The 17,865-nt window shown below is 53.1% G+C and carries 17 protein-coding genes and 2 pseudogenes; 6 read left to right on the top strand and 13 right to left on the bottom strand.

What is annotated here, in order from left to right:
- Window positions 1-39: 39 nt before the first annotated feature.
- On the top strand, window positions 40-783 hold the full coding sequence (locus F6R98_RS16570; RefSeq protein ID WP_153250004.1) for a HesA/MoeB/ThiF family protein: 744 nt from the start codon (window positions 40-42) through the stop codon (window positions 781-783).
- Between the two features lie 124 nt (window positions 784-907).
- Window positions 908-2,059 (top strand): TDT family transporter, encoded by a 1,152-nt coding sequence (locus tag F6R98_RS16565; RefSeq protein WP_153250003.1) that lies wholly within the window; start codon window positions 908-910, stop codon window positions 2,057-2,059.
- Here the strand turns inward: F6R98_RS16565 and F6R98_RS16560 are convergent.
- The gene (locus F6R98_RS16560; protein ID WP_153250002.1) at window positions 2,056-2,286 is read right to left on the bottom strand and encodes a (2Fe-2S)-binding protein; all 231 of its coding nucleotides are present in this window, start codon (window positions 2,284-2,286) and stop codon (window positions 2,056-2,058) included. The two genes, F6R98_RS16565 and F6R98_RS16560, sit on opposite strands and share 4 nt — an antisense overlap.
- 485 nt (window positions 2,287-2,771) lie before the next feature.
- On the opposite strand from F6R98_RS16560, the pseudogene F6R98_RS22870 reads away from it, so the two are divergent.
- Window positions 2,772-2,909, top strand: a pseudogene (locus F6R98_RS22870) (group II intron maturase-specific domain-containing protein); the annotation flags it as partial.
- Between the two features lie 565 nt (window positions 2,910-3,474).
- On the opposite strand, the gene F6R98_RS16550 reads toward F6R98_RS22870, so the two are convergent.
- Window positions 3,475-4,782, bottom strand: a complete 1,308-nt coding sequence (locus F6R98_RS16550) for a histidine-type phosphatase (protein ID WP_194269987.1) — start codon at window positions 4,780-4,782, stop codon at window positions 3,475-3,477.
- Between the two features lie 218 nt (window positions 4,783-5,000).
- Between F6R98_RS16550 and F6R98_RS16545 the strand changes: the two genes are divergently transcribed.
- Window positions 5,001-7,349 (top strand): ABC transporter substrate-binding protein, encoded by a 2,349-nt coding sequence (locus F6R98_RS16545; RefSeq protein ID WP_153249999.1) that lies wholly within the window; start codon window positions 5,001-5,003, stop codon window positions 7,347-7,349.
- 317 nt (window positions 7,350-7,666) lie between these two features.
- Here F6R98_RS16545 and F6R98_RS16535 read toward each other — a convergent pair.
- From F6R98_RS16535 to F6R98_RS16505, 7 genes and pseudogenes are all read right to left on the bottom strand, one after another.
- Window positions 7,667-8,078, bottom strand: a pseudogene (locus tag F6R98_RS16535) (IS3 family transposase); the annotation flags it as partial.
- A 76-nt stretch (window positions 8,079-8,154) separates the two neighbouring features.
- Window positions 8,155-8,919, bottom strand: coding sequence for an IS5 family transposase (locus tag F6R98_RS16530; RefSeq protein WP_153249997.1), 765 nt, complete (start codon window positions 8,917-8,919; stop codon window positions 8,155-8,157).
- A gap of 41 nt (window positions 8,920-8,960) precedes the next feature.
- Window positions 8,961-9,284 carry a restriction endonuclease gene (locus tag F6R98_RS22865; protein WP_153249996.1) on the bottom strand — a complete coding sequence of 108 codons (324 nt, stop codon included), beginning with the start codon at window positions 9,282-9,284 and terminating at the stop codon, window positions 8,961-8,963.
- A gap of 113 nt (window positions 9,285-9,397) precedes the next feature.
- Window positions 9,398-9,625 carry a helix-turn-helix domain-containing protein gene (locus F6R98_RS16520; RefSeq protein ID WP_228125258.1) on the bottom strand — a complete coding sequence of 76 codons (228 nt, stop codon included), beginning with the start codon at window positions 9,623-9,625 and terminating at the stop codon, window positions 9,398-9,400.
- A gap of 46 nt (window positions 9,626-9,671) precedes the next feature.
- Complete coding sequence (locus tag F6R98_RS16515; RefSeq protein WP_153249994.1) at window positions 9,672-9,983, bottom strand: transcriptional regulator; 312 nt, start codon at window positions 9,981-9,983, stop codon at window positions 9,672-9,674.
- A 133-nt stretch (window positions 9,984-10,116) separates the two neighbouring features.
- Entirely contained in the window at window positions 10,117-11,106 is a 990-nt protein-coding gene (ltrA, locus tag F6R98_RS16510; protein ID WP_228124926.1) for a group II intron reverse transcriptase/maturase, read from the bottom strand.
- Between the two features lie 823 nt (window positions 11,107-11,929).
- Window positions 11,930-12,520, bottom strand: coding sequence for a hypothetical protein (locus tag F6R98_RS16505; protein WP_153249993.1), 591 nt, complete (start codon window positions 12,518-12,520; stop codon window positions 11,930-11,932).
- Between the two features lie 224 nt (window positions 12,521-12,744).
- Here F6R98_RS16505 and istA point away from each other — a divergent pair, with 224 nt between their 5' ends.
- Window positions 12,745-13,743 carry an IS21 family transposase gene (istA, locus tag F6R98_RS16500; RefSeq protein ID WP_153249992.1) on the top strand — a complete coding sequence of 333 codons (999 nt, stop codon included), beginning with the start codon at window positions 12,745-12,747 and terminating at the stop codon, window positions 13,741-13,743.
- A 25-nt stretch (window positions 13,744-13,768) separates the two neighbouring features.
- Here istA and F6R98_RS16495 read toward each other — a convergent pair whose 3' ends face one another.
- The 4 genes from F6R98_RS16495 to F6R98_RS16480 form a co-directional block, all read right to left on the bottom strand.
- Entirely contained in the window at window positions 13,769-14,617 is an 849-nt protein-coding gene (locus F6R98_RS16495; protein WP_265588106.1) for an IS3 family transposase, read from the bottom strand.
- Between the two features lie 17 nt (window positions 14,618-14,634).
- On the bottom strand, window positions 14,635-14,952 hold the full coding sequence (locus F6R98_RS16490; protein ID WP_153249990.1) for a transposase: 318 nt from the start codon (window positions 14,950-14,952) through the stop codon (window positions 14,635-14,637).
- A gap of 142 nt (window positions 14,953-15,094) precedes the next feature.
- Window positions 15,095-15,901, bottom strand: a complete 807-nt coding sequence (locus F6R98_RS16485) for a hypothetical protein (RefSeq protein WP_194269986.1) — start codon at window positions 15,899-15,901, stop codon at window positions 15,095-15,097.
- A gap of 231 nt (window positions 15,902-16,132) precedes the next feature.
- Window positions 16,133-16,714, bottom strand: a complete 582-nt coding sequence (locus tag F6R98_RS16480) for a hypothetical protein (RefSeq protein WP_153249989.1) — start codon at window positions 16,712-16,714, stop codon at window positions 16,133-16,135.
- Between the two features lie 138 nt (window positions 16,715-16,852).
- On the opposite strand from F6R98_RS16480, the gene F6R98_RS16475 reads away from it, so the two are divergent.
- The gene (locus tag F6R98_RS16475; protein WP_153249988.1) at window positions 16,853-17,842 is read left to right on the top strand and encodes an integron integrase; all 990 of its coding nucleotides are present in this window, start codon (window positions 16,853-16,855) and stop codon (window positions 17,840-17,842) included.
- Window positions 17,843-17,865: the final 23 nt, after the last annotated feature.

Raw genomic sequence — 17,865 nt, 5'->3', positions numbered from 1 at the left:
TGAAGCCCGCTCCTACAGCGCCGAAAACACACAGCATCTATGGAAGACAACCAGCTACTCCGCTACAGCCGCCAAATCATGCTGCCGCAAATCGACATCGCAGGCCAGCAAAAACTGCTGGATTCCCGCGTATTGATTATCGGTCTGGGCGGTCTCGGCTCTCCGGCAGCACTGTATTTGTGTGCGGCAGGCGTAGGACAACTGGCGCTGAACGATTTCGATAACGTCGATTTAAGCAACCTGCAACGGCAAGTCTTGCACAACAGCGCGGCTATCGGTCTGCCCAAAGTGGAATCGGCGCAAAAACAGCTTCATGAGTTGAACCCGGAAACGCAAATTATCGCCCTGAATCGCCGCTTTGAACCGGACGAACTGCTGGAACAGGTCGAACTGGCCGACATCGTGCTCGATTGCTCCGATAACTTTACCACGCGCTTTGCCGTCAACGCCGCCTGTGTCCAGACCTCCACGGCGCTGGTATCGGGCGCGGTAATCCGCTTCGAAGGCCAGTTGGCGGTATTCACGCCGGGATTAAACGATAGCCCTTGTTACAACTGCCTTTACAGCAAGAACGGCGAGCAGGAAGAAAGCTGCGCCCGCAACGGCATAGTCGCACCGCTGCCCGGCATCGTCGGCAGCATGCAGGCGCTGGAAGCAATTAAATGGCTGCTGAACATAGGGCGCTCCCCGGTGGGGAAGCTACAGATATTCGATGCGCTGAACAGCGAATGGCATCGCCTGACGCTACGGCGCGACCCGGCTTGTCCGAGCTGCGGACCCTGATTTTTTCGGATTTCCCCTCGCCAGACCTCGGATTGGTATGCCGTCATGCCCGATTGGGTATGCGTATGCCCTGACAGCAGAAAACTCGCGGACTCGTTGAAGAAAACATTGGAGATACACTACAGTGGTAAACCGGAATCTCATTCAAATTCCATCCGGCTTCAGGCCGTTTTCGCAGCTTTCCCATCCGCGGGAAGTCATACGCCAATTCACGCCGAACTGGTTTGCGGCAACGATGGGTACGGGCATCCTGGCGCTTGCTCTGGCGCTCGTGCCGATCCGTATTCCAGGCCTGATGAGCTTGGCCGAAGGGCTGTGGGTGTTTAATATCGGACTATTCAGTCTTTTTTTGGCGCTTTACGCCGCGCGCTGGATCTTTTTTTTCGATGGCGCGCGCCGGATATTCGGTCATTCCGTGGTTTCGATGTTTTTCGGCTGTATACCCATGGGGCTGGCCACCATCATCAACGGATTTCTGGTATTCGGTCCGCCGCATTGGGGGCATGCCGCTGTTGAGATTGCTCAAAGCCTGTGGTATCTGGATGCGGTTCTCGCTCTGATTTGCGGCGTTACGATTCCCTTCATGATGTTTACCCGTCAGAGCCATTCCATAGATCAGATGACAGCAGTCTGGCTGCTTCCGGTGGTAGCTGCCGAAGTTGCAGCCGTCAGCGGAGGACTGCTTGCGCCGCATCTGGCTGATACGACACATCAACTTACCGTTTTGATCGCCAGTTACGCCCTATGGGCTTGCTCTGTGCCTTTGGCCATGAGCATACTGGTGATTTTGTTGCTGCGCATGGCGATACACAAGCTGCCGCCCGCCAGCATGGCTGCTTCCAGTTGGCTCGCGCTGGGACCTATCGGCACCGGCGCGCTTGGTCTGCTGGTGCTGGGTGCGGCATCGCCTGAGATATTCAGCGCCAACGGTCTTGAAATCTACGCGCCCGGAATGCGCGGAGGCAGCCTGGTCGGAGGTATCCTGCTTTGGGGCTACGGTCTGTGGTGGGCGGCGCTGGCTGTACTCATCACGCTTCGCTACCTGCGCGAAGGTTTGCCGTTTAACCTTGGCTGGTGGGGATACACATTCCCGCTGGGCGTCTATGCCGTTGCGACCTTAAAGCTTTCCACCCTGTTGCCGATCCCCGCGTTAGCGGTTATGGGCGTGGCACTGGTGGCGGCATTGGCAACTCTCTGGTTGATAGTCGGTTCGCGGACAATCCGCGGTGCGTGGCAAGGCAGCCTATTCGTATCGCCTTGCCTGAAGGATAATTAGAACGAAGCGGAACTTACCGTTTTCCCCCGCAGGTTTCCCCCGGCATTGCAGGGAGATAGGCGGGCCAGCAATGCCATAATGTCGGCGTCGCAAGCGCCGCATCCCGAACAACCGCCGGTAGCTCTCGACAGGCTTTCCAGGTCGTCGATCCCATGATCGACCAGTTTACTGATTTGTTCTTCGGTCGTTCCGCTACAGCGGCAAACAATATTCCTGGTGATTAGCACCGAAATTCAGCGCGCCGTGCAAAGGCGCTGTTTTCCAGCAGGTGCGAATCCCGCCCGGCAACTTTGGCTCCGGCCGGTAGCAACTGGAGCAGTCGTGGAGGTAACGAAGCGGCTGAAGCCTCTGGTGTAGAGGGTTCTATAAAGCAACTCGGCGAGTATGTAGGCCGTAACATGAGTAAACGCTGAGCGGGCCTTGAAAAGTGCGATGCGGAAGCCGACTCGCCTGAATGACGGGGAAGGCTGTTACTGGGAGGGAAGCGAGCGAAATACGCACCGAACAGTTCCGCCGGGGTAGTGGCGACAGCATGCATACAAGAGGAAGGCAGACGCAACACGGGAAGCGGTTGAGCGCAAGACTAACCGGAAGCCCGCGATGGCCAGACCGGGCGTGATGGGGTGGCGGGGATGCCCGTACTCCCTTTGAAGTCGAGTAATGCCGATGGAGGGAAGGGCCTCAGTTCAAAACCAATACAAATGGCCGAACCTATATGGATGCCGAGTATGTTGTGGGAAGGCTGAACCGGAAGCTGACGGGCTGGGCAAACTATTTCTGCCTCGGACCGGTTAGTCCCGCGTACAGAGCCATAAATACCCATGTCACACGACGGCTCCGCCGGTGGTAATGCAAGAAGCACAAGGTTCATGGTTCATGGCAATGGAGGAAGGCGCTACCCCGACCAATACCTATATGAGCAGTTGGGACTGGTTAATCTGCCGACAGGAACTCATAGCTTTCCGTGGGCGAAAGCGTAATGTTTTGTCCGAGAGCCCATAGCCTGAGATAGGCCCGATGGGTTCGATGAGGGGGTGGGGAAACGGGGTTAAGGTTCAGCTATTGAGGCAGCGCCAGACGAAAGAGGCGGCAACAGATAGGCTTGACCTACTATCACCGCGCCGCATCTCTAAGTATGGATACCAATGGAAGCGTTGGAATTATAAGGACAAGCCGATTTCCACCCTGCACCAGTAATCAATGGCTTGTGAACATTAGTGCTAATCACCATATTCTTTTTCACATCTGACGAGGCGTCGTTCATTCCAATTAACTAAAAATGTACCAATAATGACGTGCTGAATATTGCGGCAGGCTCAGGGCGATAGGCAAGTAATTATTTTCGTTCGGCCTTGGACCCATAGGTTACGCTCAGGAGAGCCTTTTCCAGCCGGATTGCTGGTCCTGCCGCCGCGTCAGCGTTTACAGGAAGCAGGGGTTTTATTCATAACCTGTTCCTTCAATATGTCAAACGGGCATAAGTTGTTTATGCCGACTCCGCAATCGGCAAAAGGAATGGATATCGAGTGTCCGCCAGTCGGGGACAAATTTCGTAATTCTTCCAACGTGGCGTACCAGACGACTGCTTTAAGATAACGCTTCCGGGTTTCCTTATCGCGCCAGAGTTCGAGGGTTAATGCGCTTGCCGGTGCGGTTGCGTCCGGCTGTTCTTCCAATGTCCAGTCCAAACCAAAGACACCCGCCATATTGGACAGGTTGGTGTCGTGACCGGCCAGCGCCAAAATTTTGGTCTCCGCCGATATCTCGGGGCCGTATGGTCTCGCATCTCCATCCAATGTATCCAGAAATAAGCGCGCCATCAGGGAACCACGCCGCACAGCTACATAAGGCAGTTGCCGGGTCAATTTGTTTGCTCGTGTTTGAACGGGCATAAGCTTGCTCAGGGTATTCAGGTCAGGTATCTTTCCCCAAGCCACTTTTTTCCTAGCCATGCCTTCGGCATATTCGAGCAAAAAAATTTCAGACGCTGCGCTGCCGATCTGCATCGGGCCTTGAAGTTTAATGTCCGTCGTTGACGTCTCGACAGTGGATTCTCCTTCCAGACAAGCGCTCGAACCCCCTCTGCTGCATGCGTTCGGGGCTAAGATTTTTTGAATGGCGGTCAGCGCACGCCTGCTATCGGCATCAGTAATGCCCTCAGGTCCGGCAGCCTGATTTAAAGCAGCCTGCACTTCAGAAATATCCAGTAAACAAGGCCTATTCAGTGAATTAAAAATCGGGTCTGGGGGGCTTTTGTCATTTTCGGCGCGGATTAGATAGCCAGCCTGGATGCCGCAACCGGGAGCCAGGCTGTCGGCAAGTTCCTGACCGCTTTCATGCGTACGCTTATCCTTGCCGTCGGCCCAGACTACCAAATCCTTACTGGAAGGGCACTTTTCTTCGGACAATAGTCCGTGCGCGATAAAATGCTGCCGCATAGCCTTGGCTATGTAATTTACCGTCAAACGGCCATGCTCAGTTAACATACCTGTCTGTGCCGGCCAGTCGGTTCCCGGCCAGTCCGGCCATGGGAGATCAGACCATTGGTCCAGCTTGTCCTGGCCCTGGGTCGGCGTCCGGACTCCGTGGCGCTGAACCAGCGCCACACGCTCAAGCGTGAAATCTTGAGCCCGGACATCCGTTAACCCCGGTACGGGAAATGCTGTTGCAACAGCCAGCAGCCACAAAAAAACTCTTTTATTAATATTTTTGTGCGTAGTCATATGATTTCCATACATGATAATGTTTAGCTAAAGCGGAGTTTCTTTCAGCGAGCTAACAGCCTTGAGCGATGTGTCGCTCATCACGAATGGGAAAGTTGATTTGACCATGACCTATTCGGCAGTTTTCCGTGATTACCCTGAGCTATGGAACGAGGATATCGGTGAAATTTAAGGTTCTTTATACGCAAAATAGTTGCTCAGCGCTACGCCGTGCTGCCGTGATAGTAGTGTTACTCGCCGCCCACTCATTAGCGCTTGCCGAAACGGCGCTTGATAAAGTAAGTTTGCAGCTCAAGTGGTCGCACCAGTTCCAGTTTGCAGGCTATTACGCGGCAGCGGAAAAAGGCTTTTACCGCGAAGCCGGGCTGGATGTTGAAATCCGGGAAGCGCAGAGCAGCGATGAGCCCATACAGAACGTATTGAGCGGTAAAGCCGATTTTGGCGTTGGCACCACCGATTTACTGCTACTGCGCGGACAAGGCAAGCCGGTTGTAGCGCTGGCGGTCATTTTTCAGCATTCGCCCTTGGCGTTGCTCACGCGCAAGGACTCGGGGATCGATAATCTGCACGAATTGAGCGGGCGAAAACTGATGATAGAATCTCATTCCGCCGAGCTGATTGCCTATCTGCAAAGCGAAGGACTGGGTTTTGGCAAATATCTTGTGGCGCCCCATAGCTTCGACATCGACGATCTGCTCCATGGCAAAGCAGACGCCATGTCGGTCTATGTAACGGATGAACCGTTCTCCCTGAAAAAAGCGGGCGTCGCCTATAATTTATTCTCGCCACGCGCCGCGGGTATCGATTTTTATGGCGATAATTTGTTCACCACCGAAGCGCAGATACAGAATCACCCCGAGCGCGTGAAAGCGTTTCGGGCCGCCAGCCTGAAAGGTTGGGAATACGCCATGCAGCACCCCGAAGAGATCGTGCAACTGATTTACAGCGGTTACGGTCAAAAACACAGCATCGATCACCTGCGCTTCGAAGCGGAAAAAATGATTCCGCTGCTGCCGGAGCTGGTGGAAATCGGGCACATGAACCCCGGACGCTGGCGCCGTATCGCCGAGGTCTGCGCGGAACAGGGGATGATGCGGCCGGATTTTGATTTTAAAGGTTTCTTGTACGACCCGAACCAGCCGCCCGATTTTACCTGGCTTTATGCGACTCTGGGCGGAGTGCTGGTGTTTGCGTTGATGGCGGGTGGCGTGGCGTTCTATATTTTTCGTCTTAACCGCCATCTGCATATCAGCGAGGAACACTATCGCCTGCTGGCGGAAAACACTCACGACGTAATCTGGATTCTCGACATCAAGGCTCTGCATTTCACTTATGTCAGCCCATCTATTACCCGGTTGCGCGGTTACGGCGTCGAGGAGGCGCTGCGGCAAACCATAGCGGCTTCCTTTACCGCGAAATCGGCCAAACAGGTCGATCTGGCGCTCGCCTATCTCTGGCGCTATGGCGAAGTCATGCAGCATTCCATGGAGCTGGAGCAGCCATGCAAGGACGGCTCTATTATCTGGGTGGATGCAACGGTCAGCGTGATGCGCGATGCAAAACGGCGCCCGATCGGACTGCTCGGGATCACGCGCGACATTACCGAGCGCAAGCGGGTTGCAGAAGAGTTACGCCGCTCGGAAATCCTGCTCCGTACCCTTTACGACTCGACCAGCGACGCAGTCATGCTGCTGGATGAAAACGGCTTTTTCAAGTGCAACAAAGCGACGCTGACTATGTTTGGCGGCACTGAACTGGAATACTTCTACTCAAAACAGCTTGCCGATCTGTCTTCGCCGGAACAGCCGTGCGGAACCGATTCCGGGATACTGGCAAACCAGCATATCGCCGCGGCGATGAAAAACGGCAGCGTCCGTTTCGAATGGATGCATAAGCGGGTCGATAGCGATAAAACATTTCCCGCCGAGGTGTTGCTGAATGCGATGGAGCTGGACGGGAAAGCCGTTGTTCAGGCGGTTGTGCGTGATATCGCCGAGCGCAAGCAGTCCGAGGAAATCATACGCAAACTGGCTTTCTACGATGCATTGACCCAATTACCCAATCGCCGTTTGTTATACGATCGGCTGTCCCATGCGCTTTCCTTAAGTAAACGCAGCGGCCGATACGGTGCGCTGTTGTTTCTGGATCTGGATAACTTCAAAACGCTCAACGATCGATGCGGGCATGCGGCAGGCGATAGACTATTGGTGGAAGCGGCGCATCGTTTGAGTAGTTGCGTGCGCGCCATAGACACGGTGGCGCGCTATGGCGGCGATGAGTTCGTGGTCATACTTACGGAGCTGCTAGAATACCGAGAGGATTCTTCAACGCAAGCCGGCATGGTTGCGGAAAAAATTCGCGCCATGCTGGCCGAGCCATTTGTACTGAATGTCGAGTGGGAAGACCGTATCACGAGCGCACTCGAGCATTATTGCAGCGCCAGTATCGGCGTAGCGATGTTTAACGATCAGGACATCGACCTGGACAGCATTATCAATCGCGCCGACCGGGCGATGTATCAGGCAAAAGCGGCAGGGCGCAATATGATACGGTTTTACTCTGCATGACGATCGGACGGCGGCAACCCTGTCCATTTGCGGCTGATAATTGATCATGTATAACATATATGGAATTTTGTGCCGAAGTCATTCAGAAGTCCCTGAACATTCTGAATCAACGTATCTCGCGTCCAGGAAGTGAAGTCACGCCAATGGTATTTGGCATGCTTCCAAAGTATTTCGATCAAATTAAGTTCCGGGCTGTAGATTCTGTTGACATTAGCACGCGCCATCAGTGAAGCTGGAACCATTTCGAAAATGGCTAACCGACTTGACATTAGCGCCGAAGACTGGAGTGATGTGTCAACACTTTTCCGGACACAAAGTTAAGCAGTTTTAAACTGCAATTCGTAGTCCACTGGCGACATATACTCGTTGGCCGAATGAAGCCGCTCCCGGTTATAAAAGACTTCAATATATTCAAATATGCTTGGCTTGCTCCCGAGTTTTGTAGTTTTCCTGATAAATCAGCTCTGTTTTGAGCGTATGAAAAAAACTTTCCGCAACGGCATTGTCCCGGCAATTCCCCTTACGGCTCATACTTTGCCGAACACCGTATTGCTTCAATAACATCCGATGACTTTCCGATGCGTATTGACTGCCGCGGTCGGTATGCCAGATCAGGCCTTTTTCCGGCTTACGCTTCCAAGCCGCCATCAAAAAGGCACCGTTGACCAACGCAGTGCGCATATGTTCAGCCATAGACCAGCCTACGACTTGGCGAGAATATAAGTTGATTGTCAACCGGCTTCGAAAAGTTTCCACTAATGGGCGTGGAAAAGTTTCCAGTTAACGCTTAGGTTCTGTTGACGTATCACCGCAACCAAATGAGAGCTGAGACGAAGTGAAGGAAGGCCATGTAGTTGCGAGCTGTTTTTTCAAAACGCGAAAATATTCGTCGGTAATGTCTGATTTTGTTGAAGAAGCATTCAATCAGATGGCGTTCTTTGTAAATAAACCAATCGCACTCGCGTACCTTGTTTCGATTGCAGCGCGGAGGAATGACGGCTTTCATATCTCTCGCTACGATGGCCTGGACGAGCGCATCGCTGTCATAGCCTTTGTCACCGACAAACGCACGCGCACCCGCCGGCGTCAGCGCCGGCAAGGTTTCAGCCTGTCCAATGTCGCTGGCCTGCCCTCCGGTCAGTAAGAATTCGAGGGGATTCCCCAAGGCATCGGTGATGGCGTGAATCCTGGTAGTAAAGCCGCCCTTCGATCGTCCCAAGGCTTCATCCTCGGCATTGCTGCCCGCCGCGCCACCAGCGCAGGGATGAGCCCGGTTGATGGTGGAATCGATAAACACGCTTTGCAAATCAGGATGATGGATGCATCCGGCGAACAGCGACTGCCAAACCCCATGCTTGCTCCAGCGGGAAAAACGCTTGAACACGGAGTTCCACTTGCCATGCGCTTCCGGCAGCAAACGCCATTGCGATCCCGATCGAAGAATTTGCAGAACGGCAACCAGAAAGGCCCGGCACTGTTCCTCGGACGTCGATCGGACATGCCGATGTTTCACCAGTATGGGATAGATAACGTTCCAGTCTTCGGCGCTAATTTCGAGTCGGTCAGCCATTTTCGAAATGGTTCCAGCTTCACTGGTGGCGCGTGCTAATGTCAACAGAACCTAGCGCGGAAAGAACCGGACTGGAAGCCTGCCATCGAAATAATGTAGCCAACGTTGGCACCGATCTCGGATACGACCGTGCGGAAGGCATGCACCACGGTTTGGGGAATCGGGCGCTGCCAATGTTTGCATTCGCATGCAATCGAGTATCTGCGTCTTCGCACATTCTCAACGGCGTAGACGTCTATCTCAATTTCGCCGCGAGCGGAAGCCATCGTCTTCTCAACCTCAACAGCAAAGCCACGCTCAGTAAGCAATTTTCCAACTTCCGTTTGGAGTGCCTGCCAAGTGTCAGGAACAACTGAGGTAATCATGAGGCATAACGTTTGAATTCAGCAGCGAGCGTCAGCGAAGTTCGCTGGAATGAGGGGTTAGGCCAGCAATAGTCAGCAACGCTGAATTTTGCAACGAGTCAAAATACAAAAAACTACGCTACAAGCTCCCTAAGTACGTCTGGGTGCCGTTCCACGACACGCAAAAGCGTTTTGGCCGCCCCGGTTGGTGTGCGCCTCCCCTGTTCCCACTCTTGCAAGGTGCGCTTGGAGACCCCTAAAAGTTCAGCGAACCTGGATTGTGACAACCCCAAGGCGTTTCGGGCCGTAACGATAGGAGATATATCTATTTTTGTTATGCGCGCGGCTTCACCCGCCTTCATCTGTCTGACAGACGCCAGCAAATCGTTTTGAAACTGCTCCAGCTCCTTATCCATGTTCCACCTCGATTTTAAGTTTGGCAAGAAATTCAGTTGGCAAGTTGTCGAACTTTGCCTTGGCATAAGCAATTAACAACCAGATGCAGCCATCTTTATCGTTGAAATAAATCACTCGCGCCCCGCCACGTTTACCCATACCGGAGCGCGTCCAGCGCACTTTGCGGCAACCGCCGGAGCCGGGAATGACATCACCCGATAGATGATTGGCGGCAATCCAGTTGATGAACTTGATGCGTTCGTCATCCCTCCAGATTGAGGCTGCGTAATGTCGGAAAATTTCGGTTTCGGCAACTGTATGCATGAGAGTATTATACGTCACTGCCGGACAAAAGTCTAATCGGGATAGGAAGAAGCCTCGCGGCCCCTCCCTCCCACAACACCGGACATACGGGTCACGTATCCGGCGTTTCGATGATCGACAATTCTGCCATGCTTTAGCGCGTAACGCATAAAGATGGCAGCCCCATGTTGCTGAACGTTTTCGCCGGCAGCGCAAGATTCAACGCCGGTGTTTTCGATGGCCGCCATGGTCCGTGCGCGGATTTGCTGGTATTCCAGGCTTCCCGCACCGTTACGCCGCGTTTGCGCAACTCCCGATATCCGGCGCTCCCCCATTGTTTCCACTGGTAGCATCTCAGTCGGCGTCGTATCCACTTGTCGATCTCCCGCAGAGGGCTCAGTACTTCGGCGATGCCGAAATACGCTTTCCAACCAAGCAGGGCGATTCTTAGCTCGGCGATGATGTCGATCAAGCGGCGGCCTCGGGTTCGACGCGTCAGGTCGCGAATCCGGTTTTTGAGTTTCGCCAGTGACGGTTCCGACACTTTGAGCCGGGCATCTCCCCGGCTTAGCGTAAACCCTAAAAATTTCCGGTTCCATGGCCTGTCCACCGCACTTTTTCGTTCATTCACTGTGAGCCGCAGTGTTTTGTCGATCCAGTGCGTCAGGCTGAGCATGAGGCGTTCACCGGCTCGCCGACTTTTGACGACGATATTACAATCATCGGCATAGCGGGCGAAACGGTGGCCGCGGCGCTCCAGTTCCCAGTCCAGTTCATCGAGCACCACGTTGGCCAGTACCGGCGATAGGGGCCCGCCTTGCGGCACGCCCTGCGTTGTCGGTACGGTAAGGGTGTCGATGCGCACGCCCGCTTTCAGGTAGGTGTTGATCAGGCGCAACAGCGCTCGATCCGGTACGTGACGTTGAAGACGGTTCATCAGCCGGTCATGGTTGACGCGGTCGAAGAAGGCCTCCAGGTCCATGTCCACCACCCAGCGGTAGCTGTCGCGGACTTGCTTCTGTATTTCGCGCACGGCCTGATGGGCCGAGCGTTCGGGACGAAAGCCGTAACTGTGACGGTGAAAGTGCGGTTCCCATTGCGCGCTGACAACTTGCGCAATGGCTTGCTGGATAAAGCGGTCCACTGCCGTTGTATACCCAGCGGTCGGGTTTTTCCATCGGCTTTGGGTATCTCCACGCGCAATACCGGCTTGGGGCGATACACGCCTGCTACCAGTTGCGCGCGGATTTCCAGCCAGTGCTGTTTGAGGTAGACCGGGAGTTCTTCGACGGTCATGCCGTCGATTCCCGGCGCGCCTTTGTTCTGGCGGACTCGCTTGAGGGCGTGCTGCAGGTTGTCGCGTGCAAGCACGCGTTCCAGCAATCCGACAGGGTTTGCGGACTCGGATATTCCAGACTCTCCAACACCGGGTTCATCGCACGGCTGGGCCGCGCCCGGCTCAGGCCGGTTGTCAGATGCTATCCCGTTGTTCTTCATCTCGATACCCTCGTCGTTCATCGTTCGGGCCTTCGACTGGGGCCAACCAGCCTACTATGCCCTCGGCTGACTCCTGCCCGGCGGTCAGAATCGCTTGCGCGTTTCTCAGTGCAGCTTTGCCGCACACCGGGCAGGCCTCCCGCGGTAAGACACGAAACTTTCCTCGCGTAGACGCCGGATTTACAAAATACATCCCTATCGCAGATGGAGGGCTTTATGGTCACGTGCCCATTTGCCCCGAATGTATCACGCGTCATCTCCGGTTTTTGTTCATCGTCCCGCGATTTCGCCTTGGACTTCCTCCAGACCCCGCCTCGCGACGACGCCCTTGCCCTTTGGCTAACCTTCGGCTCTGCGTAAACCTGGTATCGGGACTTTCACCCGACTAGTTTCGTGCCATGCACGGCACACACGTTTGAATTCACCGGCGCTGCGCGGCTTTATCGCGCAGCGTCCGGTGGAATGATGGGTTAGCCGCGAAGTCTGCGGAGCCGAAAGATCGTGCCGTCGGAAAATTGGCTAAAGGCATTATCTGGCTCGCTGTAGCTGACTGACTCAATCTTTTCAAACTCGACGTCCTCTGAAATGGCGGCAATGACTTGGGAATCTATTCCCGCAACGCACTCGTACTTCGCGTCCTCAATAGTGACGATGCGGCGTTGTACTTGGTAGCGGCGATTCCCCTCGGAAACCGTCTCTAGCGAACTTGTTTCGCGTTCAAAACTCCCTCTAAATTCATCGAAGGCCGCCTCAATCTTGCTATCCCCACGAGTTGGAGGAGCGTAACGAGCAATCATGTCGGGGTACTCAGATGCAATCTTTCTCTCAAGCGTGAACTTAGCTGCCAAATACTTCAGGTAAGAACTTGCTGAGCTTTTGCAGCCAGCGAACTCAAGGACTTTCTCAAGGTGCAGCTGTTGCGCGTGATCTCTATCTGGCGGGACGATGTCTGGGAGTTCAGGATCAACGAAGAATGAGAAGCTGGGAAACGCCCTCGGATTGTTACAGAAATATGAGGCAATTGCGATTTTTCGTAATGCTGGCTCAGGGTAGTTCTTCACCTGGCCGATTGCTTTCTCAATGGTAGGAATTACTGTTTCGAGTCGGCACGTACCTTTTGCTTCATACAGAAATCGCTCTTCGTTGCTATTGAACCCCTCAAAATCTGGACGCTTTTTCGATAGCTTTCGATTTTCTTGTCACTGCCGGATGTAAATTGATACAGCGTGCCGATTGAAAACTGATACACCGAATTGAGAAGATCGGCTGCATTTGGAACGCAGCCGTGATCACTGACGAGGTGTATGTGGAAATTGAATTATTGAGAAAACACGGCTTGAGTTTACGCAAGATTGCCGAAGAGACCGGATGCGCGGTCAACACGGTACGCCGTCATCTTGCAAGCGATAGCCTGCCCCGATACGAACGCAAAAAGCAGCGCCCTACCAAGCTTTCGCCATTTGAAGCGTATTTACAGGAACGGCAGGCTGCGGCGCAACCGGCCTGGATACCGGCGACGGTGTTGTATCGAGAGATAGCCGCATTGGGTTATAGCGGCGGACAAAGTCAGCTACGTGCCTACCTGCATAGCCTCAAGCCCACATGCGCGGCAGAGCCGGTGGTGCGCTTTGAGACGGTGCCGGGCGAGCAGATGCAGGTCGATTGGGTCGAATTTCGTAAAGGCAGTAACCCGCTCTACGCCTTCTGCGCAACGCTGGGCTACAGTCGAGCCAGCTTTGTCGAGTTCGTCACGGACATGAAAGTGGAGACGCTGATCGCGTGCCATAACCATGCGTTCGACTCTTTTGGCGGTATTCCGCAACGGGCTCTTTACGACAACATGAAGACGGTGGTGTTGGAGCGCGACGCATCGGGTGAAGGTGAGCATCGTTTCCACGCTGGATTTCTCGATTATGCGCGGCATTGCGGTTTCGTTATAAAACTGTGTCGCCCTTATCGCGCCAGGACCAAGGGTAAAGTCGAGCGTTTCAACGGCTATCTGCGCCGCTCTTTTTATGTTCCGCTGGTGGCACAGCTCAAGCAGTCCGGGCTGACGCTGGACGTGGTCACTGCCAATGCTGAAGTGCGACGCTGGCTAAAAGACGTAGCCAATGAACGCATACATGGCACCACGCAAGTGCGTCCCTCGGAGCGCCTGGGAGAGGAACGCCTGCAAGAACTGCCCGCTCCCTGGCGCGGAGATATCCGCGCGGCGCGCCCGCAATCTGAGGCGGTGGTAACGGCGGCAGATCGTCCGGTCGTTGTTATCGAACGGATGGTGTAATGGTCAACAAAAACCGGACACCTGTTCAGGCAGCGTTTCTATAAAATTCCCGCTCGAATTCGAGTGGGGACTGGTAGCCCAATGTTGAGTGTGGTCGAAGGCCATTATAAAAAGCCAAATAATCGATCACACTCAGTTTTGCCGCCGCTTGGGTCTTGAATTTTTCGTAGTTGAGCTGCTCATGCTTCAAGCTGCGAAAAAAACGTTCGGTCGGCGAGTTGTCCCAGCAGTTCCCTTTGCGGCTCATACTCTGTTCCATCTTCATCACGTCTAAATGCCGGCGATATTCCCTGCTCGCATACTGGCTGCCACGATCCGAGTGATGCAACAGACCGGGTGGCGGTTTGCGGCGCCAGAAGGCCATTTGCAAGGCCTTGACGCACAGCGAGGCCCGCATGTGATCATCAATCGCCCAGCCCACGACTTGCCGGGAAAACAGATCGATGACCACCGCGACATAAAGCCAGCCTTCTAGGGTCCACACGTAGGTGATATCTGTCGTCCATACTTGATTGGGCTTGCCAACCTGGAATTGCCGGTCCAAGCGGTTGGGCGAAATGGCCTCGTTATGGTTACTATCGGTGGTGACCTTAACTCGCCTGGGATAGCGCACCTTCAAGTTTAAATCTCGCATGATGCGCCGCGTTTTAAAACGCCCAACGACAAAACCTTGTTTTTGCAGTCGATCCGCTAAACGACGCGAACCAAAGCACTGTTTATTGTCGATGAAAATCTGCCTCGCCTTCTCGGCAAGCTTTTGATCTTGTTGATCCTTATCGCTGTCCTGTCGGGCTTTTAACCACTCATAATACGCACTGGTACTCACCTGCATCACTCGACAGAGCACGGTCACTGGATACGTCTTCTGTTGCACCTGAATAAACCCGTACTTTATTCGGCTTCTTTCGCAAAGAAGACTGCGGCCTTTTTTAATATCTCGCGCTCCATTCGCAACTGTTCATTTTCCTTGCGCAAGCGAATCAATTCATCGTGATCCCCCAGATTCAAGCCTGGCTTTTTCGTCGCGGAGTCATTGCCGGAAGGCTTGCGTTCCGCACGAACCCAGCGCCCGAGGGCACTTAATGATATGCCCAAATGGTCCGCAGCCTGGTTCAGGCTGTAGCCTTTTTCAAGAACCAGCTGGGCGGCATCTTGCTTAAATTCCAGACTGTATTTGGGGCGCTTGTGTTTTTTCTCGTTTGTCTTCATGCTCACCTCTGCTGACAGTATAAAATCTGCCTTTCGAAGTGTCCGGCTTCATTAAACCATTACAGGCCAGTTGTCAAGCGCGTCCGCCTCGAACGCTCCGTTAGGCCGAAATGTCCAGCAACTTTGAAAGCCAGCATAATTTCTAACGCCCAAACAACCGAAACAAAAACTCCTTGAGGAGAAATAAACAAGGAGTTTTTATTGCCATTTTTCTTGTGCTTGTGCTGCTTTTTCTAAGTTCTACGCCTTTAATCCGCTTTTCGACTAGTTTGTCGCAATAATTTTCATAGTTGCGCGTGTTCAAATTGTTACGAGTATTGCTAATACGCTTATAGTTCTTGTCAAAGTCTCGTTCAAAGGTTGCAGGCGATACAACCAAGTCATGAATAATATCGGTTAAGCTGGTTATTAATGACTTTTTATACTGTAATGAGGGTAAGTTTTCTTTTCTTAATAGATTAAATTTATCTGCCTCAACCCCTGTTTCTTCACTATTTAGGGGATAAAACCATTGTCCGTGCGCAAGTTTATTTCTTAGCTCTATTACGCTTCTCAAGTCATTGCCTAATATTTCATTCAATACTTTGTAGCGTGCAGCGGCAGTAAACGGAAGGTTTGATTCATTAAGCTCTGCGTGAGGGATCGTGTAGTGTTTGCGAAATGCTACCTCAATAAGTTTTTTCCACTTTTCAAGCTGAGATGATTCCGCTTTGACTAATGCTCTTTCTGCGTCAGAAAGGCCCGGTTCTTCATGGAGCAACTTACGCAGACGGTTTTCAGTCCATGCGCCGAGCAGAAACGAGTTAAGGCTAACGAATGATTCAATCGCGGGCTTATTCTGCTCTGCAATTGCCTTTCTTGCCGCTAATGCTGAGTTATTAAGCGCAATTTCAATTGAATGGATATTTTTTACATGAAACCGATATAGTTTATGATTACTCGTAGCCATAATTACCCCGCACCGCCAAAAGGCACTTTTTGCGAATGCCTTTTGGCGGTAAGGAATCGAACCTTACTAGACCCTTACCTCACGGTAAGGTGAGTTTCCATTACTCCATCGCCCAAAAGAAGTTTACCCTATTCAATGATTGATTTCACGCGACTAGCCGTTGCCTAACGTAGAAGTAACCGGCCTGCGCGGCTTTTTGCGCAGGTCCGGTTGACTGCCGGGTTGGGCGCGTTATGGAACATCGACGCCTGTGTGAAACTTGACGAATCTTTTCGCAAGATCAATGCGCCCCCATAACTCAGAAATGAACATTCTGAACATGCCGACTTGAAGCCAATACTGGTCTGGAACGGTTTCTGTTTTGTTGGTCGGTGAGAAGACAACGGCGCTCACAAGCCCCCAAATCAACCCGTTATTCAGAACAAGATTGCCTTCTTGATCTAGCCCGAGAGCAATGGCGTCGTTCCATCTGATTTTCGAATCCTTCTCATCGGAGTGAATGAGGGAGCATCGTATGACGTGGTAAATAATGTCTTCAATGCCTACACAGCCAGCCGCATCTGGCTTAACGTCAGGGTGAACAAAGGGAACTCGCACCGTTGAAGCCATGAGGCCTGGGAATCCAACATAGGTGATCAACCACAAATTGTCTTGAACGAACCGTTTGAAGCTTGAGCGGCTTGATCGTTTCAGGCCAGCATGGCGCTGGGACGTGACGTCCAGAGCAATGCATGCAGGGGTGAGAGCGAGCATCGTTTCGCCTTTACCCATATGGTCGATTGCTTCCTGAATACGGCGACCAACGGAGATCATGGTTTTAGCGCCCAACGTAAAGTAGCAGGCCGATATGACGCAATCCGACGCGTAAATATACTGTCTATCACGCCTGTTATCATGTAAAGTATGCCTGTCTTCAATGGTTTAACCGAATTTAGCACACCCTAAATAGAAATGCAAAATGCGTCAATTCCGCCCATGCCTGCAGAGCCAAAACTGCTGGATCAAGTGCGGAATAAAATCCGTCTGAAGCACTACAGCATACGTACCGAGCAGGCATATACCGACTGGGTCAGGCGTTTTATCCTGTTCCACGGTAAAAGGCATCCCGCCGAGATGGGCGCGGTTGATGTAGAACAGTTTTTAACGCATCTGGCGGTCGCCGGAAAGGTGGCGGCTTCAACGCAGAATCAGGCAAAAAGCGCGATTCTGTTTCTGTACAAGGAGGTTTTGGCGCTGGAACTGCCGTGGCTGAACAAAGTGGAGCGCGCCAAAACGCCCCGGCGTTTGCCGGTAGTATTAAATCGCGAAGAGGTTCAGGCTGTGCTGTCGCGTTTGGATGGAACCTACTGGCTGATTGCCAGCATGCTTTATGGTACTGGCATGCGCATTATGGAATGTCTGCGTCTACGAGTGAAGGATATCGATTTTCAACGGCGCGAAATTTTGATCCGTGACGGCAAGGGCGGGAAAGATCGCGTGACCATGCTGCCGGCGACTTTATGCGATGCATTGAAGACGCATCTGGCAAAAGTGCACCGGTTGCACGATGACGATATCCGGCAGGGATACGGCACGGTGTATCTGCCGTTTGCACTGGCGCGCAAATACACCGGCGCAAACCGGGAATGGGGGTGGCAATATGCGTTTCCGGCGCGTCATTTTTCGACCGATCCGCGCAGTGGGGAAACTCGCCGCCATCATGTGCAGGAGCAGGCCGTGCAACGCGCAGTCAAGCAGGCGGTACGCGACGCCGGTCTGTCCAAACCGGCTACGCCGCATACCTTCCGTCATTCGTTTGCCACGCATCTGCTGGAAAGCGGCTATGATATACGCACCGTGCAGGAATTATTGGGGCATAGCGATGTATCGACAACCATGATATACACCCACGTATTGAACAAGGGCGGCAGGGGCGTAAGCAGTCCGCTCGATAGTTTGTAGCCGGATTCACACCCATAAAGGTA

It is taken from the genome of Candidatus Methylospira mobilis (genome assembly GCF_009498235.1).
GTDB classification, from domain to species: Bacteria; Pseudomonadota; Gammaproteobacteria; order Methylococcales; family Methylococcaceae; genus Methylospira; species Methylospira mobilis.
The sequence above is the reverse complement of the archived record's forward strand: the minus strand, read 5'-3'. Positions and strand labels throughout refer to the sequence as shown.